This window comes from Variovorax paradoxus NBRC 15149 (assembly GCF_001591365.1).
Lineage (GTDB): Bacteria > Pseudomonadota > Gammaproteobacteria > Burkholderiales > Burkholderiaceae_C > Variovorax > Variovorax paradoxus.
In genome coordinates this window covers 2,406,103-2,430,180 of the sequence record NZ_BCUT01000001.1, presented here as the reverse complement: position 1 = coordinate 2,430,180, position 24,078 = coordinate 2,406,103, and the positions used below count along the sequence as shown (strand labels likewise).

Below are 24,078 nucleotides of genomic sequence, written 5' to 3'. Positions count from 1 at the left end.
CAAGGAGACAAACTCATGGCCAGAGTCGTACGAGCGCACACCCCGCTTGGGGAAGACCAGCTCCAGTTCCGCTCGATGCATGGCACCGAGGGACTGTCGCAGTTGTTCGAATTCGAGGTCGACCTGCTGAGCCCGAGTGCGTCGATCGACATGAAGGCGGTGCTCGGAAAACCCATGGCCCTGGAGATCCAGACGGCCGGCGCGCCCCGTTTCCTGAACGGCCAGGTGGTCCGCTTCTCCATGATCGGACGCGAAGGCGGTACCTCGCGCCACACCGTCTATCGTGCTTCGGTGCGCCCATGGCTCTGGTATCTCACGCGCTCCAGCGACAACAAGATCTTCCAGAACAAGACGGTCGTCGAAGTTCTCGAGGACGTATTCGGCGACTACAACTTCGCCTTCGAGAAGAAGCTCACCGGCACCTATCGCCAGTGGGAGCACTGCGTGCAGTACAACGAGACGGACTTTGCCTTCGTGAGCCGGCTCATGGAACTCGAAGGCATCTACTACTACTTCAAGCACGACAAGAACCAGCATACGCTGGTGCTGACCGACGACGTCACGATGCACGAGCCGATGTCCGGCTACGAAACCATCAATTACTTCGCGGCCGATCGCGACGTGACCGAGGACATGGAGGTCATCGACAACTGGCAAGTGACGGCCGAGATCCGCTCGGGCAGCTATGCGGTGGATGACTACAACTTCACCACGCCGGGCGCCGATCTGAGCGGTGCCCGCTCCATGCCGCAGCCGTACGACCACTCGGGCTATGAGATGTACGAGTGGCTCGGCGAGTACACGAACCCCGGCGAAGGCGAGCACTATGCGCGCGTGCGGCTGGAAGAAGCGCAGTCGATGGCCGAGCGCAGCGTGGGCCATGCCACGGTCCGGGGCATGGCGCCCGGCTACACCTTCTCGATGCAGAACTCGCCGAGGTCGGACGACAACCGCGAGTACCTGATCGTTTCGGTGAACTACATGCTGCGCGAAGGCGGCTACGCCACCGGAGCCGCACCGGGCGAATACAGCTTCAACTTTGTCGTCCAGCCGACGTCCCTGCCCTTCAGGGCACCCCGGATCACGCAGATCCCCAGGACCACCGGTCCGCAGACCGCGGTGGTGGTCGGCCCCGAAGGCGAGGAAATCTGGACCGACCAGTACGGCCGCGTCAAGGTGCAGTTCCGGTGGGACCGCAGCGGGCGCCGCAACGAGAACTGCTCGTGCTTCGTGCGTGTGTCCCATGTCATCGCAGGCGACGGCTTCGGTGCTGTTTTCACGCCGCGCATCGGCCAGGAAGTGGTGATCGATTTCGTCGACGGGCGGGCCGACCGGCCGCTCGTCGTGGGGCGGGTCTACAACCCGCGCCAGATGCCACCCTTCAATCTGCCGGGCGAGCAGACCAAGAGCGGGTTCGTCACGCGTTCTACGCCGGGCGGCTCGCCGGAAACCGCCAACTCGCTCGTCTTCGAAGACAAGATGGGCGCTGAATACGTAGCGCTTCATGCAGAGCGCGACCTGAATGTCTCGGTGGAGAAGAACGAGACCCACGACACCGGTGGCACGCGCACGACCGTCATCGTGGGGCATGAATCGGCCACCTACAAAGCCGGCGAAGAACGTCATATCACCGAGGGCGCGGTGGAGACGATCGACGGCGGAGAGACTCGCACGGTGACCGGCGGAGCGACCGAGACAGTTTCCGGCGGCGAGACGCGGACGATTTCGGACGGCGCGACCGAGACGATCAGCGGCGGCGAAACGCGCACTGTCAGCGGAGGGTTCACGGAAACCATCAGCGGTGGTGCGACCGAGACGATCAGTGGAGGTGTGAACTCGACGATCACCGGCGGCGTGACCCAGACGATCACGGGCGGCGTGAACGAGACCATCAGCGGCGGCCTTACCTTCATGGTGAATGGCGGGGTCACCAGCAACGTCCTGGGCAACCACACGCATGTCGTCACGGGGGGCAGCACGACCACCACGACCGGACCCACGATCAATAACGCGCCGGACATTGTTGACAACTCGGACAGGCGGACGATCAATGCGGGCGACAACACCGTCAACGCAGCCAAGGAAGGCTGGTGGCGCAACACGGACAACCACGGAACGCTCGAACATACGGGCGTCAATGTGGCGGCAGTCGATGTCAATGGCGTGAAGCTGCAATTCTCGGGGGTGAACGGCCAGTTCAACGGCGTCTTCATCAACCTGTCCGTGACCAGCATCATCGATGCGAAGTTCAAATACAAGCTCAATCCCGTTGGCATCTCGACAGTCGGACTCAGTCTCAAGACCGGCTACATCGCAGTGGCATTCAAGAGCCTTTTCATGAAGGCCTGATGCGCGGCATTCCTTCGAAAGAACGCAAGTGAGCTGGTGGAACATCCTGGCGGCAACCCTGTGCCTCGGCCTGTGCGGTATTGCGGGGGTGTTTGGGGTACACGTTATCGTTTCCTCATACGCTGCAAACGCCCGCTACATGGCCGAAGAAAAAACCTGGCAAGCACTGCGCGGCCAAGGCGTGCGCGCGCAAGGTGTGGTGGTCGGCATCTCGAGGCAGGCGAATCGATTGACCAAGAACGGCAACTATGGCAACAACGAAGTCGCCGCCACCGATCTGTTGCTCGCATATGAAGACGCGGCGGGAAACCGTCACGAAGTGACGGTTGCGACTTTCATCGAACTCGGACTGCTGGCCAATTTCTCGGTCGGCAAGAAGATCGACGTGATCTATGCGCGAGATGCGCCCGATCGGGTGGCGATCGATCGGGAGCGCACGCCGCTGGAAATACCGTCAAGCGCCTACTGATGAAAACCATCAAGCCCCTGCGCCTGAGCATCCTGACGCGCCCCTACCTGAGGAACGGCGCCCAGTATCTGGCGATGACCGCCATCGCAATGACAAACCTGAAGGGTCAGCAGCAGCAGCTTGTGCCGGAACCCGAGATCTGGAAGACCCTGACCGATGAACTGGGCGGCGACACGGTGTTTGATCTCGGCATGCCCAAGGACAATGCCGAATTCATCGTATCGGGCTTTGCGCACACGGCGCACCAGCCGGACAAGTCTCGCTGTGCAGTGAGCGTGCAAGTCGGGGCGCGCAAGAAAACGCTCCTGGTGTTCGGCGACCGATTCTGGATCGACGGCCGGGCGACCGCGCCCCAGCCATTCGATGCGATCCGCCTTGACTGGCGCAAGGCCTTCGGGGGCCCGGGATTCGCAGAAAACCCCCTGGGCATCGGACATGACGATGACATCGTCGAGGGGTTGAAAGTGCGGCGCGTGCCCAACATCGAACACGCGAACGGACTGCTGTGGCGGCCGGGCCAGGTGCCTGCACCCGCAGGCTTCGGCCCGATCGATGTGGCAAGGCCTTCGCGGATGCGCAAGATGGGGCGCGACTACGACGAGCATTGGAAGCAGAACCTCTATCCCGGTTTCGCGAGGGACATGGACTGGGGCTACTTCAATGCAGCCTCCGAAGACCAGTGGCTGGCGCTGGGCGAACGCGGCCTGGCCGGTGCCAGCTACGAGATCCTGAACATGCATCCGGAGGATCCGGTGCAACGCGGCCGCCTGCCCGACTGGCAGGCGCGAGGGTTCATCGTCCGTGAAGCAAAGAACCGGCAACTGGCGTCGGGCATTTTTGACGAAGTCTCGCTGCGGCTCACGACGGCCTGGTTTTTTCCCCATCGAGAGCAGGTCGCGCTGGTGTACCACGGCAGCATCGGCATCGAGGAAGACGACGCATCCGACATCAGCCACGTCATGGCTGCCATGGAGGAAGGTGGGTCGGAACGGCCTTTGGCTTCGTACCGCGATGTATTGATTCAGCGCTGCGATCCCGAGAACGGCGCACTCTACGCATTGCGCGACGATCAATTGCTGCCGCCGAACTCGATTGGGCAGTGGCTCGAGAACAGCCAGGAAGAAGACAGGGACGCCGACCCGCTCACCCGCAACATGAAAGTTCGCGCCGAACGTGCCCAAGCCAAACTGGCCGAAGCATTCAAGGCGAGCGGCGGAGATCCGGCCAAGTTCGCCCTGCCGCCCCCGCCGATCACCACCCCGCCCAAGCTGCATGAGATCCCGGCCTATGTGCAGAAGATGAAAGCCATGGTGCAGGAGCAGCGGGAGAAGCTGGCGAAGGGGCGGGAGGCCATCGGCAAGGCCGCCGATGCCAATGCGGTCCAATCGAGAAAGCTTGGCTTCGATACCTCGACCTTTCTCGCGAAAGCAGAAGCGGCCAAGGGCAAGGGGCCTCCGCGCTTCGACCCCCGGCCTTTCGTAGACGGAATCTCGGGTGTTTCTGCGGCGGTAGGCGCGCCGCCCGCGCCCCCGGAGAGCCTCGCGGAACTCAGGAGGGTGACGGCCGAGGCAAAAAGAGGATTGCTCGCGAGCTATCGCAGCATGGCGCAGTACCAGGACGCGGCCGACGCCATGCCGCCCGACGAGTCCGACAGGGCGCGGGCCGAAATCGAGCGCGTGCTCGCGGGTTCGCGCGATTTCTCGGACATGGATCTGACCGGTGCCGACCTGTCGAACATGGACCTTCACGGCACCCGATGGCATCGAGCACTCCTCGAGGGCGTGGACTTCAGCAATAGCAGGCTCGACGATGCCGACTTCAGCGAAGCGGTGCTGGCGAGAGCGCGCCTGCATCGCACGTCGATGCGCCGTGCGATTTTCGATCGTGCCAACATGGCATTGGCACGATGCGAGGATGCGGATTTCTCGGGTGCGCGCTTCATGAAGATGGTGCTCGACAAGATGGTTGCCAAGGGATGCAATTTTTCTGATGCGACCATGGAGGAGCTGAATTTCATGACCGTGCACCTGGAGAGGTGCAGCTTCGAACGTGCCGCCATCTCCTATGCCCATGTGCTGGAGAAGTCCGTGATGCATGGCGTGCGCTTCGACCACGCACGGATTCACAAGATGTCGTGGATCGATTGCGATGTCAACGAGCTGAGCTTCGCGCACGCCGAGCTCGATTCATGCGGATGGGTCAACACCGATGGCGCAGGCCGTCTCGATTTCTCGGCCGCACACTTGACGACCACCTGCTTCGTGGGAGAGAGCAGCTTGAGGAAGGTCTGCTTTCGAGGCGCCATGCTGCGCGACTGCAGCCTGCGTGGTATTGCATTGGACGAAGCGGACTTTGCGAATGCGCGGATCGAGAACAGCGACTTCTCCGGGGCATCGATGCATCGCACGAACCTGGAGGGTGCCGACGCCAAGGGTGCGATGTTCGTGCGTTCGGACCTGACCCGGGCGTCGCTGCTGGATGCCGATCTCAGCGGCGCCATCCTGCAGAAGGCGGTGCTCGTGTCCACGGACCTGCGTCGTGCCAACCTGTTCAGGGCGGACCTGTCGCAATGTCTCATCGATGACAGAACGCTTTTCGACGGTGCCTATGTCGAGCAGGTCAAGACAGTTCCCTTGCGCAAGAAAGAGAAGGTGGAATGACCCCGGCCAGTGTGCAGGCGATGATCCATGGCGGAGAAACGATCGCTCGGAAGCAACTTCAAGCGCTCGACTTTCGGGGCATGGACCTCACGGGTGCCATTTTCCTGGAGACCGATCTGAGTGATGCCGATCTGTCCGGTGCCAAGCTCGATGCGAGCATCTTCAAGCAGTGCAAGCTTGCCGGGGCCCGGCTTGATGCCGCGCATGTGGACCGTTGTGCATTCGAGCATTGCGATGCAACCGGGATCCGGATGGTCGGCGCCACGCTCGACGGTGCCGCCTTCTACCAATGTGGACTGGCCGGCGCAAAGCTCGATGACGCAAATGCCGGCGTTGCCTCTTTCGCCAACTGCACGCTCGACCGCGCCTCGTTCGTCAATGTGCTGTCGGAAGCCCTGGTGTTCTCCGAGACCTCGCTCGATGCCACCGACTTTTCCACGACGCTCCTGCACAAGACAGTGTTCTACCGGGCAGATCTTCGATCGGCAATCTTCCGTGGCAGCCGGTTCGACAAGGCTGTCTTCTCCGAGGCCAAGCTCTCGGGACAGAGATTCAATGCGCAGAAGTTCCTGCTTTGCCAGTTCATCGACGCAGAACTCGACGGATGCGATTTTGACGAGTCCATGCTTGTGCAATGCAACTTCAAGGGCGCCAAGCTCGAAGGTGCGAGCCTGAACCGGGTCCATGCGCCCCAATGCCTCTTTCCGTCGGCCAAGCTCGATGGCGTCGGTTGCCGCGGCGCCCATTTCAATCAAAGCATCTGGGTCGAGGTGCAGGCGCGCGGAGCCGATTTCTCCGACGCGAAACTGGAGCAGTGCATCTTCCAGCGTGCCAGCTGCAGCCATGCCGTCTTCGCAAGGGCGGACCTTACATACGCCGATTTTTCTCACGCCGATCTGCGTGGTGCCGATCTGCGGGGCGCTCGCTTCCTGCGCACCAAGGTTCACCGCGCGCAACAGGGGGGAACGAGATATGGCGACCGTGGTGGCTTGCTGTTGAACGACCCCGACCTGTTTGCCGCCGAGGAGTTCTCGGCACGCCGCCTCGCGCGTCCGGGCGCATATCCCTCTTGAAACTGGAAACTTCATCATGACCACACGCGTTTCCTCCGTGACGGCCATTCGTGACGATTCACCACGCGAAGCCGCGCATGCGTCCGAGCAGGGCGGAATGGTCAACACCATCGGCATCGTCACGGGCGTCTTGCCCGGGGGAATCTACAGCGTGCAGACCGAACGCCGGCAACTGCTGCGATGCGCACGGGCAGCGAGCTGCCTGCTGCGCCCGGCCGTCGGTGACACCGTGCTGGTGACGGGGCCCGACGCAACCCGCCTTTACCTGACGGCAGTGGCGGAGCAGGCCGACGCAAGCGCGTCGCGCATCGATGTGGCGGGAGACATGACGCTCGCTTCGGAGCGCGGAGCGGTCACCGTCGAGAGCTCGACGCACATCGCGATGCGTGGCGAACAAGGCCTGAGCCTGGATGCACCGCACCTCAGAATCAACGCTGAAGATGCCGATTGCCGGGTGGACCGGCTCCAATATCAGGGACAGGAGGCGGTGACCACCGTGCTTTCGATCCGTGTGATCGGCAGGGTCTACGAAGCCGTGATGGACCGTCTCGTGCATCTGAGCAAGACGGCATTTCGCATGACCGAGGACGTGGAGCATTTGCGTGCGGGACGCATCGACTACGAAGCCGCGGAGACGGCGCGTTTGCATGGCAAGAACACCGTCGTGACGGCGAAAGAAATCGTCAAGGTCGATGCCAAGCAGATTCATATGGGCTGATATTCATGGATCCAAGGAGAAACGCATGTTCGCCAACTGCCAGATGATGGGAATGGATCTCGCATTCCCCGATGTGTGCAAGACGCCGCCGGCCATTCCGATCCCCTATCCGGACTTCGCGCTGGGTCCGACGGCCATACCGAACGCGTACAACATCCTCTACATGTGCACGCCGGCGCACAACATGGCCACCGTCACGCCGCTGACCAACGGCGACAACGCGGGCGTCGCCATGGGTGTGGTGTCGCAAACGGTCATGGGCCAGTCCCGCCATCTGACGGGCGCCTTTACCGTTCTTCTCAAGGGAACTCCTGCCACCCGGATGACGAGCCTGACGCTGCAGAATTCCACCAACATGGTCGGCATGCGCATCGTGCCGAGCCAGTTCAAGGTGCTGATGCTCGCCGCCTGAGAGTGGCGAGCGGAGCTTGTCATGCCGCCGGCCGCGCCGTCCCCGCCAGCGTCACCTGCTGCGGAAACCCCACCCACACCGCCAGCGCCGAATAGTTGTCGCGCGACTCGTCCGCCTTGGCTTCGGCCGCGCGGCGCAGCAGTGCGAGCCATTCCTCGGCACTGTCGGCCAGCTGCAGCGAGCGTTCCATCACCTGCTGCGAAATGAGCTGCCACAGGCCGTCGGTGCACAGCAGGAACGCGTCGCCATCGGCCAGGCGCTGCGGCGTCGATACGGTGGTTTCCGCCGTGGCCCGGGCGCCGAGCGCGCGGTACAGCAGGTTGGTCTTCACCAGGCGTTCGCCGCCGTTGGCACCGTTGCCGAGGGCGGCTTCGCCCGAGCGCTCCGAAAGGCTGTGGTCCTCGGTGCGCTGCATCAGCGCGCCGCGGCGGAACCAGTAGAGGCGGCTGTCGCCCACGTGGGCCCAGCAGGCCTGGCCGCTGGTGCGGTCCACGAACAGCGAGACGATGGTCGCGCTCATGCGGCTCTGGTCGGCCAGCTCCCGCTGCTTGGCGAGGATGGCGTCGTTGGCGGCCTTCACGGCCTGCAGGATGTCGTGCTGCGCCACCGAAGGGTTGTCGACGAAGGTGTTGAGCGCAGTATCGACCGCGATGCGCGCGGCCAGCTCGCCGCCCGCGTTGCCGCCCACGCCGTCGCTCACGACGAAGCAGGCGCTGTATTCATCGAGGTGGTAGCCGATCGCATCCTGGTTGCCGCTGCGCTCGCCGACGCAGGAGAACTGCGAGGTCGAGATGGGCACCGCGAACGCGCGGGGGGTGGTCTCAAGCACGGCGCGCCTCCTTCAAGCGTTCCATCTCCTTGTCGTAGGCCTGCTGGAAGGCCCGGCCGAAGACGGCCTGGAAGTCGTCCTCGACGGCCGCGGTGGTTTCTGCATGCAGCTTCTGCAGCTGGCGCCACAGGCGCGCCTCGCGGCCGCCGGGCAGCAGTTTTTCGCCCAGCCCGCCGTCGTGCGGCGTGGCGGTGTTGAGCGCCGCGGGATCGAAGCGCTTGAGCACCGTGAGCAGCGCGGCGCGCATGCCGGCCACCATGCCGAGCTGATGCGACTGCAGGTCGCCGAGCGCGTCGTGCACGGCGGCCTCGGGCGACAGGAAGCCGGGCATGCGCGCGCCGAACATCTGCATCAGCACGGCGCGGCCGTTGGGAAGGATCTTGAAGGGGTTGTTCTCCTCGTCGACGATCATCGTGATCTCGGCACGCACTTCGCGCTTGAGCATGGCGCGCGACGAGAGCAGCTCGATGGTGCCGTCGGTGAACGCGCGCATGAGCCGGCCGAGGCGCCGCATGGCTTCGGCATCCAGCGGCTGCTGGCCGGCCACGTCGGGCACGCCGGCGCCTTCGAGGAAGGCCCTGAAGAGTTCGTCTGAAGAGGCGGGGGCCGATGGCGGCGCCGCGACAGGAACTGGCGTCGCGGCCACGGGCGAGGGCGCGGCAACAGGCTTCGGTTGCTGCGGTGCGGGCGGCGCAACATTCTCCACGCGCGGGGCCGCGACGGGCACCGGTGCCGGCGGTGGCGGCGGGGGTGGTGGCGGTGGCGGTGGCGGTGGTGGTGGTGGTGGTGGTGGTGGCGCCGAAGGTGGCGGCTCAACCTGCGCAGACACCCGCGGCTCGGCCGGCTTCGCAGCCGGCGGATCGAAGGGCACCGGGTTCGGCGGCCTGAACTGCGCCGCCAGTTCCCGCGCATGGTTCGAATGGCTGTAGCCCTGTGGGGCCGCCGCCGGCCTGGCCAGCAGATCGATGGCCGGATGCACATCGCTGAGCGGATCTTCGTGGGTCAGCGCGGTGGGGCGCGGATCGGAGAGCGGCGAGGGTGCGTCGTTGTCGGCGGCAAAGAAGGACAGCGGGTCCATGCCGCGCTTGAGCGCCACGTCGGACATGCTGTCTTCCGCACGCGGATTCAGCTCGGCCAGCGGATCGACCGGGTTCCTGCGTGCCTGCGAGGGCAGCTCGAAGGGCTCGTGCGCCATCGGGTCGGGCATGGGCTCGGAGGCGCTCGCCTCGCGGCGCGGCGCATTCGCGAGGATGGCATCCCAATCGGCGGCGGAGGGAATCTGCGAGGCGCTCGCCTGCGTGCTTGCCTGCGCGCTTGCCGGCGAGGGGGCTGGCGATGGCGATGCTGCAGGCACCGGCGCAGCGGCCAGTACCTGTGCAGGCGGTGGCGCCGGCACGGTCGGCGGCGGCATCGCCACGGTCACGGGCTGCGTCTCGCCGATCGGCAGCGCGCCGGCGCCGAAGAGGTCCGAGAACACATCGGAGACGGGGGCGGCCGGCAGCAGCGAGTCCATCGGCGCGGGCGCCATGGTGCTGGCGGGCAATGCGCTGTGCACAGGCGCGGCCGGCGGCGGTGCAGCCGCCATCAGCGGCGCGGCGGGCTCGACGGGCGCGGTGCGTTGCCCGCTCCCCGCCACCAGCACATAGCTTCCGATGGTCACGCGGTCGCCCTCGGCGATCGGCGCCTCCTGCTCGTGCTGCAGCGTGCGCTCGTTGACGCCGATGGGCAGCACCGCGCTCATGTTGCGCAGCACCGCCGCGCCGCTGTCGTCGAAACGCACCGTGGCCTGCAGGCGCGAGATCTGGCGCTGCTCGTCGGGCAGCACCAGGTGGTTGTCGGGGCTGCGCCCGATGGTTCCGCCGGGCGCCGCGAGCAAGGCCGAAGGGCCTGCAGCCACCGGCTTGCCGGCATGTTCGATCACCGTCCAACGCATGGCATCTCCGTGTTGATGTCGAGCCGTGGCTCCCTTGCGGCGTTCAACGCTTCATTCGCTTGGCGGCCTCGAAGGCGGGGCCCCACACCGGGTGCTTGCGTTCGGCAACGGTGAGGTCGAAGTTGGGGAACGCATCGATGAGCTTGCGGAACTGCGCGCGGCATTCGGGCACCTGGTTGGCCACGCAATAGCTGAAGGCCTCGAGCTTCATGGCCTCGAGCCGCGTGGCCGGCTCTGCGGCGTCGAACACCGAGACGCCGCCGCTCTTGAGCGTGGTGATGGCCTTGGCGTAGTCGCCTTCGTCATAGGCCTGTTGCGCGCGCTCGAGCGTGCTGCGCGCGACTTGCTGGCTCAGGCGTTCGGGTTGCGGCGGCTCGGGCGGCGGCGTGGTCGTGCAACCAGCAACCAGAACCAAGGTGAACGCCAAAGCAGGCAGACATGACTTCAATCTTCTCTCCTACCTTGCAAAAGGCAATGCTTGAGATAGTGTGCCGCTGTCATGCGACAGGCACGCGATGCGACGCGATTCGTGCGCACGACTTCGATAATATAGGCCGCGAACCACTAGGGAAGATCTCAATGCATCGACGAACCCTGCTTCAAGGCGCACTTGCAACCGCACCGTTGCTGGGTGGCCTCAGTGGATGCGCATCGACTGCGAAGTCATTGCCCACGCCCTATGCCGTGACGATCAAGATCGACGATGGCGTCAACCCCGACGGACGCGGCCAGCCGGCACCGATTCTCGTCAAGGTCTTCGAATTGAAATCTTCCGGTAACTTCGAGACGGCAGACTACTTTGCACTACAGGACCGCGACCGCGAAACGCTTGCAGCGGAACTCGTGAACGCCGACCAGGCCATCATGCGCAGCGGTGAAGAGCGTGTGTTCAAGCGCGAGGCAGGGCTCGACTCGCGTGCCATCGGCATCATCGCCGGCTACCGCAAGCTCGAGGCCGCACGCTGGCGCATCGTGCTGCCGCTCAAGGAGCCGAAGCAAACCAATCTCTACAAGGTGTGGCAGTTTTCTCCGAGCGAGCAAAACGTGCGCATCGCGATCCGCAAGAGCGGCATCGAGTTACTACCAAGTCGTTAATTTCGCGGCCTTGTAGTTAGAAAGTGCGAGAAATTCGCACGCTAAATGCGGTGCAAAACGTAAGAAGCGCCGTGTAGCATCAGAGAAAAAAACCGATTCAATCGGGAGGCCGTTAACGGGCACCTCCCGCTTCAGTGTGGGCACTCCCCAGGAGGTTCTTTGGTGACAGTTCGCAATCCGGGTGCCGGCAAGCAGGGCGCCCTTCCGCAGGCGTTGGCGAATCGCGTGGTGTGGTCCGAAGGCATGTACCTGCGGCCGCAGCACTTCCAGCAACTGGAGCGCTATGTCGAGCAGTACGTCACGCGCCGCACCGCAGGCCTGCAAGGTGCCTATTGGGGATGGCTCAGCCTGGACATCGATCGCGATGCCCACGCGCTCGGCCGCGTGTCGCTGCTCGGCGGCGCCGGTGTGCTGCCCGACGGCACGCCCTTCTCGTTCGGCGCCGAAGATGCACCGCTGCCCTACGAGGTGCCGAGCGACCTGACCGATGAACTCATCGTGCTCGCGCTGCCGCTGCGCCGCACCGGCAGCGAAGAGGTCATCTTTGCCGACGACGAGGGCTCGGCCGCGCGCTTCGGCGTGATCGAGCGCGAGGTGGCCGACGGCAATTCGGTGGCGCTCGGCCCGGCGGTGCTGCAGCTTGCGAAGCCGCGCCTGCGGCTTGCGCGCGCGTCGTCGCTCACCGCGGAGTGGCAGGCCATCGGCGCGGTGCGCGTGATCGAACGGCGCACCGACCACAAGCTGGTGATCGACGCCAACTACATTCCGCCGGTGCTCGATGCATCGGCGCACCCCATGCTGCGCAGCATGGTTGCCGAACTGCACGGCCTGCTCACCCAGCGCTCCGAGGCGCTGGCCTCGCGGCTCTCGCAGCCGGGCCGCGGCGGCGTGAGCGAGGTCTCCGACTTTCTTTTGCTCGAACTCGTCAACCGCTATCTCGCCACGACCTGGCATGCGCAGCATGCGGTGCAGGTGCACCCCGAGGAACTGTTCATCGACTGGTTCAAGCTGGCCTGCCATCTCGCCACGCACACCTCGCCCACGCGGCGCCCCGTGGTGTGGCCCAAGTACGACCACGACAATCTCAACGAGACCATCCGGCCGCTGATGGAAGAGCTGCGGCGCTCGCTCTCGGCGGTGCTCGAACAGAGCGCCATCGCCATCGAGCTGGAGGAGCGCAGCCACGGCGTGCGCGTGGGCCGCATGCCCGATCCGGTGCTGGTGCGCAACGCGGGTTTCGTGCTCGCGGTGCATGCCAACCTGCCCGCCGATGCGATCCAGCAGCGCTTTCCGACGCAGGTCAAGATCGGTTCGGTCGAGCGCATCCGCGACCTCGTGCAGCTGCAGCTGCCGGGCGTCACGGTGCGGCCGCTGCCGGTGGCGCCGCGCCAGATTCCATACAACGCGGGCTACCACTATTTCGAACTCGACAAGAGCGGCGACATGTGGCGCCAGCTCGAAAAATCGGGCGGCGTTGCAATGCACCTGGCCGGCGACTTTCCGGGCCTGGCCATGGAGTTCTGGGCAATTCGTCCGTGAGGGACCCTATGAACGGTGTCAACGACATGGCCGTCGGTCCGGGAGGCTTCGTGCCGCCCAACCCGGGCGGCGGCGCCAACAACAACGGCGGCAACGGCGATGCGGCGGGCATGCCGCCGGCATCGCGCGGCGCGGGGCAGCAGCAACCGCAGTCATTCACCGCCTGGCATGACGCACGCCGTCCGCATGCGGGCGACACGGCGCTGGCCGGCAACAACCCGCTCGTCGCGGCGGCCAACCCGCTGCTCGACCTGATCCCGCAGATCCGCGCCACCGGCCACCACGATGCGCCCGCGCAATTGCGCGAGCACCTGGTCGACGAGGTCCGGCGCTTCGAGACGCGCGCGCAGCAAAGCGGCATTGCGCCCGAAGTGATCATCGGCGCGCGCTACTGCCTGTGCACCGCGGTCGACGAAGCGGCCGCGCTCACGCCCTGGGGCGGCAGCATCTGGTCGTCGCAGAGCCTGCTCGTGATGTTCCACAACGAGACCTGGGGCGGCGAGAAATTCTTCCAGCTGCTGTCGCGGCTGGTGCAGAACCCGCAGCAGCACCTGCAGCTGATCGAGCTCATCTACTTCTGCCTGGCGATGGGCTTCGAAGGGCGCTTCCGCGTCATCGACAACGGCCGCACGCAGCTCGAAACGCTCAAGCAGCGGCTGCTGCAGATCATTCGCCAGACGCGCGGCGAAATTGCCGTGCCGCTGTCGCCGCACTGGCAGGATGCGAGCGCGCCGGTGCGCCGCACGCGCAACTGGGTGCCGCTGTGGGCCGTGGGCGCGGTGGCGGCGGTGCTGCTGGTGCTGGTGTTCGGCGTGCTCACCTTCAGCCTGGCGGGCCGTTCCGACGGCGCATTCGCCGCGGTCAATGCGGTGCGCCTGCCGCAGACGCAGCGTGCCGTGGCCGTTGCGCCGGCACCGCAGCCGCGGCTGCAGCGCTTTCTCGAACCCGAGATCCGCGACGGCCTGCTGACGGTGCGCGACGAGGCCGACCGCAGCGTGGTGGTGCTGCGCGGCGACGGCCTGTTCGCATCGGGCTCCGACCGCGTGCTCGACCGCTATGCGCCCGTGCTCGCGCGCGTGGCCGATGCGCTCAACTCGGTGGAGGGCAACGTGCTCGTCAGCGGCTTCAGCGACGACCAGCCGATCCGCAGCGTGCGCTTTCCGTCCAACTGGCAGCTCTCGCAGGCGCGTGCCGATGCGGTCAAGAAGATGATCGCCACGCGCGTCACGCGGCCCGAGCGCCTGCGCGCCGAAGGCCGCGGCGATGCCGATCCGCTGGTGCCTAATGATTCGCCGGCCAACCGTGCGCGCAACCGGCGGGTCGAAGTGACGCTGCTGGTGGCACCCGTGGCCGCAGGCGCCGCTCCTGCACCGCAGGGAGGAACCCGCTGATGCTGCGCGCGATTTTCCGTTTTCTCGTGAGCCGCGACCTGTGGGTCTTTCTCGGGCTGCTGGCCGTTGCGTTCCTGATCTGGATCATCGGCCCCGTCATTGCGGTGGGCCGCTACCGGCCGTTCGAAAGCGAGTTCGTGCGCATCGTGGTGATCGCGCTGATGTTCGCGATCTGGATCGCGCGCGTGCTCTACCGCAAGTGGCGCGAGCGGCGCCTCAATGCGCAGCTGCTCAACCAGCTGCGCACGCCGTCGCCCAAGGAGAAGGCCGCCAAGCCCGAGGATGCGCCCGAGATCAAGGAGCTGCAAAGCGGCTTCACCGACGCCACGTCCATCCTGAAGAACATGCGTTTCGGCGCCGATGCCGGCGGCAAGCCCGCGGGGCGCTTCGCGCTGTTCGACCGCCAGTACCTGTACCAGCTGCCCTGGTACATCTTCATCGGCGCGCCGGGCTCGGGCAAGACCACCGCGCTGGTCAACTCCGACCTCGACTTCCCACTGGCCGACCAGCTCGGCAAGGCCGCGGTGCGCGGCATCGGCGGCACGCGCAACTGCGACTGGTGGTTCACCAACGAGGCGGTGCTGATCGACACCGCCGGGCGCTACACCACGCACGAGAGCAACCGCGAGACCGACGAGGGCGAGTGGAAGGGCTTCCTCGACCTGCTCAAGAAGTTCAGGCCGCGCCAGCCGATCAACGGTGCCATCCTCACCATCAGCATTGCCGACCTGCCGCTGGCCGACGACGCGCAGCGCGCGCGCCACGCGATGGCGCTGCGCAAGCGGCTGCTCGAACTGCGCAACGGCCTGGGCATCAATTTTCCGGTGTACGTGCTGGTCACCAAGACCGACCTCTTGGCCGGCTTCAACGAGTACTTCGGCGCGCTCGGCCGCGCCGAGCGCTCGCAGGTCTGGGGCTTCACCTTCCCGATCGATGCCAACCCCGCAGACCCGGCCAAGGCCGACCTGCGCGAGCGCTTCCACCAGGAATACAAGCTGCTGCACCAGCGCCTGGACGAGCGCCTGCCGGAACTGCTGGCGGCCGAGCCCGACCAGCTGCGCCGCGCGCAGGCCTACCTGCTGCCGCAGCAGTTCGCGAGCTTCGAGGACATCCTGGGCACCTTCCTGGCCGACGTGTTCAACCCCTCGAAGTTCGAAGTCGCGCCGATGCTGCGCGGCGTGTACTTCACCAGCGGCACGCAGGAGGGCACGGCTTTCGACCGCGTGATGGGCGCGATCAAGCGCTACCTGCAGGTCAACGCGCCGCCCGCGCCGCCGCCGGGCCCGGGCAAGAGCTACTTCCTCAAGGAGCTGCTGCAGCAGGTGATCTTCCGCGACGCGGGCGTGGCCGGCACCAACCTGCGCTGGTACCGGCGCAAGCGCGCCATCGACCTCGCGGGCTACGGCCTCATCGGCGTGCTGCTGGTGGTGGTGCTGGGCGCCTGCGTGAACAGCTGGCGCAACAACCGCGACTACGTGGCCGAGGTCGACACCAACGCCAAGGCCTTCAACAAGGCCGCGGCGCGCGGCGAACTGCCGACGGTGGTCGATTCCAACAGCGACATCGCGAGCTCGCTGCCCGTGCTCGACCGCCTGCGCGACCTGCCCAAGTCGAGCCATTTCGACATCGGCGATCCGCCCATGGGCTATCGCTTCGGCCTCTACCAGGGCGAGAAGCTGCAGGCCGCGACCGACGGCGTCTACCAGCGCGCGCTCGAAGGCGTGCTGCTGCCGCAGGCCGCGCAGCGCGTGGAGCAGGCGCTGCGCGAGGCCTCCAAGACCGATGCCGAATACAGCTACGAGGCGCTCAAGGCCTACCTCATGCTGTACGACGCGGAGCGCTACGACGCCGACTTTCTCCAGGCCTGGCTGCTCACCGACGTGGACCGCAAGATCGGCGCCGGCCTCACGCGCGAGCAGCGCACCAACCTCGAGTCGCACCTGAAGGCGCTGTTCGCCGAACGCGTGGTGACCTCGCCCTTCGCCAAGGACGACCGGCTCGTCACCGAGACGCGCAACCGCCTGGCCGGCGTGCCGCTGGCGCAGCGCGCCTATGCGCGGCTGCGGCGCATCCTGCTGCAGACCAGTCCGCCCAATGCCTTCAGCATCGCGGAGGCGGCGGGGGCCGAGTCGGCGCTGGTGATCAAGCGCACGAGCGGCAAGCCGCTCACCGACGGCATCCCGACGCTGTTCACCTACCGCGGCTACTGGGACATCTTCGACAAGCGCATGGCCGAGACCACGCTTGCGCTCGAACAGGAAGACCGCTGGGTGCTGCAGATCCGCGCGCCCGGCATGGCCGACATCACCTCGCGCGAGCTGCTGCTGCGCGAGGTGCGCCGGCTCTACCTCACCGACTACATCCGCGTCTGGGACGACTACCTGCTCGACGTCCGGCTGGCCGACAGCCGCTCGCTGCTGCAGAGCATCCAGATGACGCGCGTGCTCTCGACCAGCGAGTCGCCGATGTCGCGCCTCATCCGCGGCGCGGCGCGCGAGACCGACCTGCTGCGCAACCACGACGAAGCCACGCGCAGCCTGCTCGACCAGGCGCAGAACCGCGTGGCCAGCACGCGCGAGCGCATCGAGCAGCTCATCGGGCAGCCCGACGGCAGCCAGCGCCGCAACACCGTGCCGGACCGCCCCGAATCGCTGGTGGACAACCACTTCGCGCCGCTTCGCCGCATGGTCACCGCGCCCAAGGCCGGCGGCCAGGCGCCGATCGACGCGACGGCCGCGCTCATCAACGAGCTCTACACCTTCCTCACCGCCACCGACACGGCATTGCGCAGCGGCAACATCCCGCCATCGAGCGACGCGGTCACCAAGGTGCAGGCCGAGGCGGGCCGCCTGCCGGTGCCGTTCCAGGGCATGCTGAACGACCTCTCGGCCACCGCGTCGTCCAAGGCGGCGGCGGTGACGCGGCAGAACATCGGGCAGAACGCGGCCGCCACCATCGGCCAGTTCTGCAGCCAGGCCATTGCGGGGCGCTATCCGTTCTCGCGCGGCTCGAACCGCGACGTGGCCGCCGGCGACTTCGCGCAGCTGTTCGCGCCGGGCGGCATGATGGACGACTTCTTCCAGAAGAACCTGGCCTCGCAGGTCGACACCTCCGTCAACCCCTGGGCCTTCAAGAAGGGCGTGGACGGCAGCTCGCCGGGGCGCTCGGCGTACCTCGATTCGTTCCAGAAGGCGCAGGCGATCCGCGACGTGTTCTTCTCGGGCATGGCGGGCGGGCGCACGCCCTCGTTCACCATCGACATCCGGCCCGAGGACATGGACGCCGCCATCAGCCAGTTCACGCTCGACATCGACGGCCAGACGGTGCGCTATGCGCACGGACCGCAGGCGCCCAGCACCGTCAAGTGGCCCGGCCCGCGCAACAGCAACCAGGTGCGGCTGCAGGTGACGACCGCCAGCGGCACGCCGGCCGGCGGCATCGTCACCGAAGGGCCGTGGGCGCTGCACCGGCTGTTCGACAAGGCCTCCATTTCGTCGGGCAGCGCGCCCGAATCGTTCAACGCGACCTTCGACCTGCAAGGCAAGAAGGTGGTGCTCGCGGTGACGGCGAACAGCGTCTACAACCCGCTGCGCCTGCACCAGATGAACGGCTTTTCGTGCCCCGGGAAATCCTGACATGAACAGCGGCATTCCTTCGCCGCGGGTGTGGGTGCCCGACGACGAGCAGATCGGCTGGTACGGCAAGCTGCCCGCGGCCGGCGACTTTCTCTATCGCCGCGTGCCGCGCGAGCTCCAGGCCTGGTGGGACCGCTGGATGCAGAACGGCCTGGGCACCTTCAAGCGCTGGCCCGACGCCATGACGCGGCACTACGTGGTGGCGCCGGTCTGGAACTTCGCGATTCCGGCCACGCAGGGCGTGGACGCGGTGCAGTTCGGCTGCCTGGCGCCCAGCTGCGACCGCGTGGGGCGCTACTACCCCGTGTGCGTGACGCTGCAGGTGGCCGCCTCGAGCTACCGGCCCTCCATGCTCGAGGGCTCGGCCGCGTGGTACTGGCAATGCGGCACCGCGCTGCTGCAGGCGATCCGCCACAGCGTGGCGCCCGACCAGTTCGACCGCCAGGTGCTGGCCGCGGCCCACGGCGGCTTCCAGACCGCGAGCGGCGGCTCGGACGACATCCTTTCGATCCTCGGGCCCGCGGCTGGCGGCGCCGGCGCCACAGGCGCGCAGCAGCGCCTCGGCTGGCCCGAGCTGCCGCTGTGCTTCGATGCCTTCGGAAGCACCAGCTACTGGTGGACCAACCAGGCGGACGGCTCGCCGCTGCGCACCGCCGCCCACGGCGGAGGCCTCAACACGCCGTTGTTCTCGAAGTTGTTTTCACAGGGGCATGTGCCATGGGCATGAACGACCAGACCCCCGCCGCGGGAGGAGATGCATGACGACCAACGCCAGCAATGACAACAGCAACGGCAGCGCCAGCATGCAGGCCGATCCGCAGGAGCGCCCCCATCCGCTGGACGCGGGCCACCGGCTGGACGAATTCGAGCTGCTCGAGGTCATTGGCGAAGGCGGCTTCGGCATCGTCTACCGCGCCTACGACCATTCGCTGCAGCGCGAGGTGGCCATCAAGGAATACATGCCCTCGATGCTCGCGCGCCGCGTGGGCGACGACAGCGTGCACGTGCGTTCCGACCGCCTCACGGCCACCTTCCAGGCGGGCCTGCGCAGCTTCATCAACGAGGCGCGCACGCTCGCGCAGTTCAGCCATCCGGCGCTGGTGCGGGTGCACCGCTTCTGGGAGGCCAACAGCACCGCCTACATGGCGATCCAGCTCTACCGCGGCCGCACGCTGCGCCGGCTGGCCGAGGAAGAGCCGAAGAAGATCTCCGAGGCCTGGCTGCTGAGCATGCTCGGCCCGCTGCTCGGCGCGCTCGAGACGCTGCACCGCAGCCAGTGCTTCCACCGCGACATCGCGCCCGACAACATCTTCATCCAGCAGGACGACCTGCCGGTGCTGCTGGACTTTGGCGCGGCGCGCAAGTCGATCGCCGACCTGGTCGACGAAGTGGCGGTGATGGTGAAGTCCGGCTATTCGCCGATCGAGCAATACGCCGACGACAACACGCTGCTGCAGGGCGCATGGACCGACCTCTACGCGCTGGGCGCCGTGCTGTACCGCGCCGTCACCGGCCACCCGCCGCCCTCGGCCGTGGTGCGCAGCGTGCAGGACGCCTACGTGCCGCTGTCGTCGCTGGGCCGCAGCGACCTGAGCCCGGCCTTCTGCGCGGCCGTCGACCACACGCTGGCCGTGCACAGCAAGGACCGCACGCAGACCGTGGCCGCATTCGCGGCCGAACTGGGGCTTGCCAAGCTGGGCGATACCTACGTGAGCGGACTGGCGGCGCCCATGGCCGTCATCGCGCCACCGCCGCCTTCGAAGGCCGCGCCCGCGGTGGCACCGGTGCCGCAGCAAGCGCCGGCTGCCTCGGCGGCACCCCAGGCATCGGCGCCAGCGGCGGCCGCAGCAGCGCAAGCCACTGCATCGGCCAGTGCCGTGCGGCCTGGAGCCGCTGCCTCCGAGCCGGTCGAGCCCAAGCCCAAGCCTCAGCCCGCGTCCAAGGCCGAGCCTCCGTCATCCTCGCCCAAGCCCGCCGCACCGCGCGAGGCTGCGGCAGCGCCGGTACGTCCTCCATCGGCCGCCGGCAAGCCGCAGCCTCAGCCAGCGCCGACCGGCAAGAAATCGTCGCGGCCGCCGTGGGGCCTGGTCGGCGTGCTGCTGATTGCGCTGGTGGCCGTGGGCAGCTGGATCGGCCTTCACTTGACTTCAGGCCGGCAGGAAACATCGACCGCCATGGTGCCGGTGCCCCCGCCGTCGGGGCCGATGTCCGCCACCTCGCCGCCGCCTGCCGCCATGCCGCCGGGCGAAGGCGCCGCCGGCGGCTCATCATCGGCGCCCGCGGGCGAGAACGTGGCGGCAGCGCCCGGCACGCCGCCTCCCGCGGCGGCGGCCAGCGCACCGGCCGGCCCGTTGACGCCGCTGACCAATGTGCCAGTGGGCGCGGCGCCGGCAGCTGCACCGGCCACACCGGACCCCGCAGCCACGCCCCCGGGCGCAACGCCAACGCCCGTGCCGCCGCCGGAGGCCGCCATGGCCACCGCCGAAGCCGAGGACTGGAACCTGGCCCAGGCCGAGAACACGCGCGAAGGCTACGAGGCCTACCTGCGCCGCTACCGGCGCGGCCCGCATGCGCGCGATGCCCGCAACGCCATCGCCGAGCTGAACCGGCTCGCGCAGGCCGTGCCCGCGGCACCGGGCACGGCGCCCACGAATCCGGTACCCACCGTGATCGCCGGCGGCCCGACCCCGCCGACCGCGCCGCCGGCCGCTCCGCCCGGCATGGGACGCGTGGTGCTCAACATCCGTCCCTGGGGCCAGGTCTTCGTCGACGGCGCCGAGCGCGGCGTGAGCCCGCCGCTCAAGTCGCTCTCGCTGCGCCCGGGCATCTACAACATCGAAGTGCGCAACGGCGACCTCGACGTCTACCGCCAGCGCGTGACGGTGCAGGACAGCAAGTCCGCGCCTGTGGTGAGCCACGAGTTCAAGTAGGCGCTGCTCTGCGCCTTGGCGGGGGCGCTCAGTTCCGCAGCGCCCTGCGGTACTGCACCGCCTCCGCCACATGCACCACCCCCACCGATTCGGCGCCCGCCAGGTCGGCCACGGTGCGCGCCACCTTGAGCGCGCGGTGCGTGCTGCGCGCCGACCAGCCGAGCTTGGCGGCGGCGTTGTAGACGAACTTGCGGGCCGCATCGTCGAGCGCGGCATGCTTGTCGATGGCGCCGGCCTGCAGCGCCTGGTTGGGGCCGCCCTGGCGCTGCAGCGCGAACTCGCGCGCGGCCACCACGCGGGCGCGGATGCTGGCCGTGGATTCGCCGGGCGGCGCATCGATGAGCTGCTGCGCCGACACCGCGGGCACCTCGATGTGCAGGTCGATACGGTCCAGCAGCGGGCCGCTGAGCTTGGCCTGGTAGCGCGAGATCTGGTCCGGCGTGCAGCGACAGGCCTTCAGCGTCGAGCCCAGGTAGCCGCAAGGGCAGGGGTTCATGGCCGCGACCAGCTGGAAGCGCGTCGGAAATTCGGCGCGACGGGCGGCGCGCGCGATGGTGATGGTGCCCGTCTCCAGCGGCTCGCGCAGCGCCTCGAGGGCCGAGCGTGCGAACTCCGGAAATTCGTGGTGCAAGAGCACGCCGTGGTGCGCCTGCGAGATTTCGCCGGGCCGCGGGGGCGAGCCGCCGCCCACCAGCGCCACGGCGCTGGATGTGTGGTGGGGCGCCGAGGTCGGCCGGTTCATCCAGCGCGCGGCCGAGAAACTGCCGGCCAGGCTGGCCACGGCCGCGCTCTCCAGCGCCTCGTCGACGCTCATGGGCGGCAGCAGGCCGGCAAAGCGCTGCGCCAGCATCGACTTGCCCGAGCCGGGCTCGCCGACCATCAGCAGGCTGTGCCCGCCCGCGGCGGCGATCTCGAGGGCGCGCTTGGCGCCGGCGTGGCCCTTGACGTCGGCCAGGTCGGCATAGAGCGGCGCGGGCGCCGCGGCTGCGGCGTGCACGCGGGCCCAGCCGTCCGTGGCGGGCTGCTGCTGCTGCTGTTCCTCGCCCTGCGGCAGCGCGGCGCCCTCGGGCATGAAGCGCTGCACCACGTCCAGCAGGTGCCTGGCGCCATACACCTCGCTGCCGGGCACCAGCGCCGCTTCCTGGGCGCTGGCGGCGGGCAGCACCAGCCGCGTCGCGATGCCGCGCGTATGCAGGGCCAGCGCCATGGCGAGCGCGCCGCGCACCGGCCGCAGCTCGCCTGAAAGGGAGAGCTCGCCGGCAAATTCATGGCCCGCCAGCAGCGCGGGCTGGATCTGCCCGCTGGCCGCGAGGATGCCGAGCGCGATCGGCAGGTCGAAGCGGCCGGAATCCTTGGGCAGGTCGGCCGGCGCCAGGTTGACGACGATCTTCTTGTTGTTCGGAAACTCCAGGCCGGCGTTCTGGATGGCCGAGCGCACCCGCTCGCGCGCCTCCTTGACCTCGGTTTCCGCCAACCCGACGAGCGTGAAGCTCGGCAGGCCGTTCGCCAGATGCACCTCGACCGTGACACTGGCCGCTTCCAGCCCAAGCAAAGCACGGCTTTGCACCAAAGACAGGCTCATTCCACTCCCTCTCACCATTGTGGTGCGCCCGTTTTTGGCCGGGCTCATGCACCGCGGTGCCCCATGGGGTACCGCAACTGAACACGCTTGTAACTATTTCGCCTGGGTTGCAGGTGCGGGGGCGGCCGCCGTGCCGCAGGGCAAAACGTGCACTTTGGCACGCTCCCTGCTATGAGACGGTGTCCCCCAACAATCCAACCAACTCCGAGGAGTCTCGATGATGCACCGTAAATTCGCCCAGGCAATGGCCGTGGCCGCCCTTGCTGCCCTGCCGATGCTTGCGAGCGCACAGCTCACGGGGAATGTGGCACTGACCAGCAACTACAAGTTCCGCGGCCAGGACCAGGACATGATCGGGAAGAACGACTACGCCAAGACCAAGGGCTTCAAGCCCGCGATCCAGGGCGGCTTCGACTACGCCTTCGGCGAGACCGGCTTCTATGTGGGCAACTGGAACTCCAGCGTCAACTGGCTCAAGGGCAACAGCATCGAGAGCGACATCTACGGCGGCTACAAGTTCAAGGCCGGCCCCTTCGACATGGACGTGGGCGCGCTGACCTACATCTACCCGGGCAACTCCGCCGGCAACACCACCGAGCTGTACGGCGCCGGCACCTGGGCCGACGAGGCCATCGGCTCGTTCACGCTGAAGTATTCGCACACGGTGTCGAAGGACTACTTCGGCTACGCGGGCAACAAGGCCGGCTCGGGCCTGAAGGGCACCAACACCGGCTACCTGAACCTGGCCTACAGCAAGGAGATCGTGCCCAAGCTCACGCTGAAGGCCGCCGTGGGCTACACCCACATGTCCAGCGACATCCGCAGCCTGGGCTACAAGAGCTACGTCGACTACAACGTGGGCGTGTCGTACGACTTCGGCAGCGGCCTCGCACTGGCCGGCTCGATCCAGGGCGCCAACAAGAAGAGCTCGTACCTGGCCGTGTCCAACCCGGGCGTCGACCTCGGCTTCGGCACCTTCGGCCAGACCACCTATTCGCCCAACAAGGCGCGCTTCATCGTTACGCTCAGCAAGACCCTGTAAGCAGGAACAAGAACAAGGTGCGGCCCAAGCTGCCGCACCATCCATTCCATCCAAGAAGGAGAAAGTCATCATGAAGCTGGTCACAGCCATCATCAAACCGTTCAAGCTCGACGAGGTGCGCGAAGCCCTCTCGGCCATCGGCGTGCAGGGCATCACGGTCACGGAGGTCAAGGGCTTCGGCCGCCAGAAGGGCCACACCGAGCTGTACCGCGGCGCGGAGTACGTGGTCGACTTCCTGCCCAAGGTCAAGATCGAGGCGGCGGTGTCCGACGACCTCGTGGACCGCGTGATCGAAGCCGTGGAGGGTGCGGCGCGCACCGGCAAGATCGGCGACGGAAAGATTTTTGTCTACAACCTCGAGCAGGTCGTTCGCATCCGCACCGGTGAAACCGGCCGCGAAGCCCTCTGATCCAGCCCGGAA

The 24,078-nt window shown here is 67.0% G+C and carries 18 protein-coding genes; 14 read left to right on the top strand and 4 right to left on the bottom strand.

The genetic code is table 11. The features are described 5' to 3' along the window. Positions 1-15 precede the first annotated feature (15 nt). Genes VPA02S_RS11285 through VPA02S_RS11260 form a run of 6 tightly spaced genes read left to right on the top strand, consistent with a single transcriptional unit; the run spans position 16 to position 7,681 of the window. Positions 16-2,349, top strand: coding sequence for a type VI secretion system Vgr family protein (locus tag VPA02S_RS11285; RefSeq protein ID WP_062363806.1), 2,334 nt, complete (start codon positions 16-18; stop codon positions 2,347-2,349). Between the two features lie 28 nt (positions 2,350-2,377). After that, entirely contained in the window at positions 2,378-2,818 is a 441-nt protein-coding gene (locus tag VPA02S_RS11280) for a DUF3592 domain-containing protein (RefSeq protein WP_244883448.1), read from the top strand. Then, a complete protein-coding gene (locus VPA02S_RS11275; protein WP_012745368.1) occupies positions 2,818-5,478 on the top strand; it encodes a DUF2169 family type VI secretion system accessory protein in 2,661 nt (886 codons plus the stop codon). The genes VPA02S_RS11280 and VPA02S_RS11275 overlap by 1 nt, the downstream gene beginning before the upstream one ends. Then, positions 5,475-6,551 (top strand): pentapeptide repeat-containing protein, encoded by a 1,077-nt coding sequence (locus VPA02S_RS11270; protein WP_012745369.1) that lies wholly within the window; start codon positions 5,475-5,477, stop codon positions 6,549-6,551. The genes VPA02S_RS11275 and VPA02S_RS11270 overlap by 4 nt, the downstream gene beginning before the upstream one ends. A gap of 16 nt (positions 6,552-6,567) precedes the next feature. Next, complete coding sequence (locus VPA02S_RS11265; RefSeq protein WP_244883446.1) at positions 6,568-7,269, top strand: DUF3540 domain-containing protein; 702 nt, start codon at positions 6,568-6,570, stop codon at positions 7,267-7,269. Positions 7,270-7,294: 25 nt separating this feature from the next. Then, a complete protein-coding gene (locus tag VPA02S_RS11260) occupies positions 7,295-7,681 on the top strand; it encodes a DUF4150 domain-containing protein (protein WP_012745371.1) in 387 nt (128 codons plus the stop codon). A 19-nt stretch (positions 7,682-7,700) separates the two neighbouring features. Here VPA02S_RS11260 and VPA02S_RS11255 read toward each other — a convergent pair whose 3' ends face one another. The 3 genes from VPA02S_RS11255 to VPA02S_RS11245 are packed head-to-tail and all read right to left on the bottom strand — an operon-like array spanning position 7,701 to position 10,858. Next, a complete protein-coding gene (locus tag VPA02S_RS11255; protein WP_012745372.1) occupies positions 7,701-8,510 on the bottom strand; it encodes a PP2C family protein-serine/threonine phosphatase in 810 nt (269 codons plus the stop codon). Then, positions 8,503-10,443 (bottom strand): type VI secretion system-associated FHA domain protein TagH, encoded by a 1,941-nt coding sequence (tagH, locus tag VPA02S_RS11250; protein ID WP_062363804.1) that lies wholly within the window; start codon positions 10,441-10,443, stop codon positions 8,503-8,505. Before tagH ends, VPA02S_RS11255 begins: the two co-directional genes overlap by 8 nt. 43 nt (positions 10,444-10,486) lie before the next feature. Beyond that, complete coding sequence (locus tag VPA02S_RS11245; RefSeq protein WP_230537943.1) at positions 10,487-10,858, bottom strand: TssQ family T6SS-associated lipoprotein; 372 nt, start codon at positions 10,856-10,858, stop codon at positions 10,487-10,489. Positions 10,859-10,881: 23 nt separating this feature from the next. Here VPA02S_RS11245 and tssJ point away from each other — a divergent pair, with 23 nt between their 5' ends. The 6 genes from tssJ (at position 10,882) to VPA02S_RS11215 (ending at position 21,033) form a co-directional block, all read left to right on the top strand. Continuing rightward, positions 10,882-11,538, top strand: a complete 657-nt coding sequence (gene tssJ / locus VPA02S_RS11240) for a type VI secretion system lipoprotein TssJ (RefSeq protein WP_244883444.1) — start codon at positions 10,882-10,884, stop codon at positions 11,536-11,538. A 243-nt stretch (positions 11,539-11,781) separates the two neighbouring features. Then, the gene (tssK, locus tag VPA02S_RS11235; RefSeq protein WP_230537948.1) at positions 11,782-13,077 is read left to right on the top strand and encodes a type VI secretion system baseplate subunit TssK; all 1,296 of its coding nucleotides are present in this window, start codon (positions 11,782-11,784) and stop codon (positions 13,075-13,077) included. A gap of 8 nt (positions 13,078-13,085) precedes the next feature. Further along, a complete protein-coding gene (locus tag VPA02S_RS11230; protein WP_012745377.1) occupies positions 13,086-14,468 on the top strand; it encodes a DotU family type VI secretion system protein in 1,383 nt (460 codons plus the stop codon). Further along, entirely contained in the window at positions 14,468-18,103 is a 3,636-nt protein-coding gene (gene tssM / locus VPA02S_RS11225) for a type VI secretion system membrane subunit TssM (protein WP_012745378.1), read from the top strand. Before VPA02S_RS11230 ends, tssM begins: the two co-directional genes overlap by 1 nt. 1 nt (position 18,104) lies before the next feature. Continuing rightward, entirely contained in the window at positions 18,105-18,830 is a 726-nt protein-coding gene (tagF, locus tag VPA02S_RS11220; RefSeq protein WP_012745379.1) for a type VI secretion system-associated protein TagF, read from the top strand. 31 nt (positions 18,831-18,861) lie between these two features. Continuing rightward, positions 18,862-21,033: a serine/threonine-protein kinase gene (locus VPA02S_RS11215; RefSeq protein WP_012745380.1), complete on the top strand. Its 2,172-nt coding sequence runs from the start codon at positions 18,862-18,864 to the stop codon at positions 21,031-21,033. A 28-nt stretch (positions 21,034-21,061) separates the two neighbouring features. Here the strand turns inward: VPA02S_RS11215 and VPA02S_RS11210 are convergent, their stop codons facing one another. After that, a complete protein-coding gene (locus tag VPA02S_RS11210) occupies positions 21,062-22,615 on the bottom strand; it encodes a YifB family Mg chelatase-like AAA ATPase (protein ID WP_062363803.1) in 1,554 nt (517 codons plus the stop codon). A gap of 217 nt (positions 22,616-22,832) precedes the next feature. Between VPA02S_RS11210 and VPA02S_RS11205 the strand changes: the two genes are divergently transcribed. Next, complete coding sequence (locus VPA02S_RS11205) at positions 22,833-23,657, top strand: TorF family putative porin (RefSeq protein ID WP_012745382.1); 825 nt, start codon at positions 22,833-22,835, stop codon at positions 23,655-23,657. A gap of 70 nt (positions 23,658-23,727) precedes the next feature. Then, positions 23,728-24,066, top strand: a complete 339-nt coding sequence (gene glnK / locus VPA02S_RS11200) for a P-II family nitrogen regulator (RefSeq protein ID WP_007833403.1) — start codon at positions 23,728-23,730, stop codon at positions 24,064-24,066. Positions 24,067-24,078: the final 12 nt, after the last annotated feature.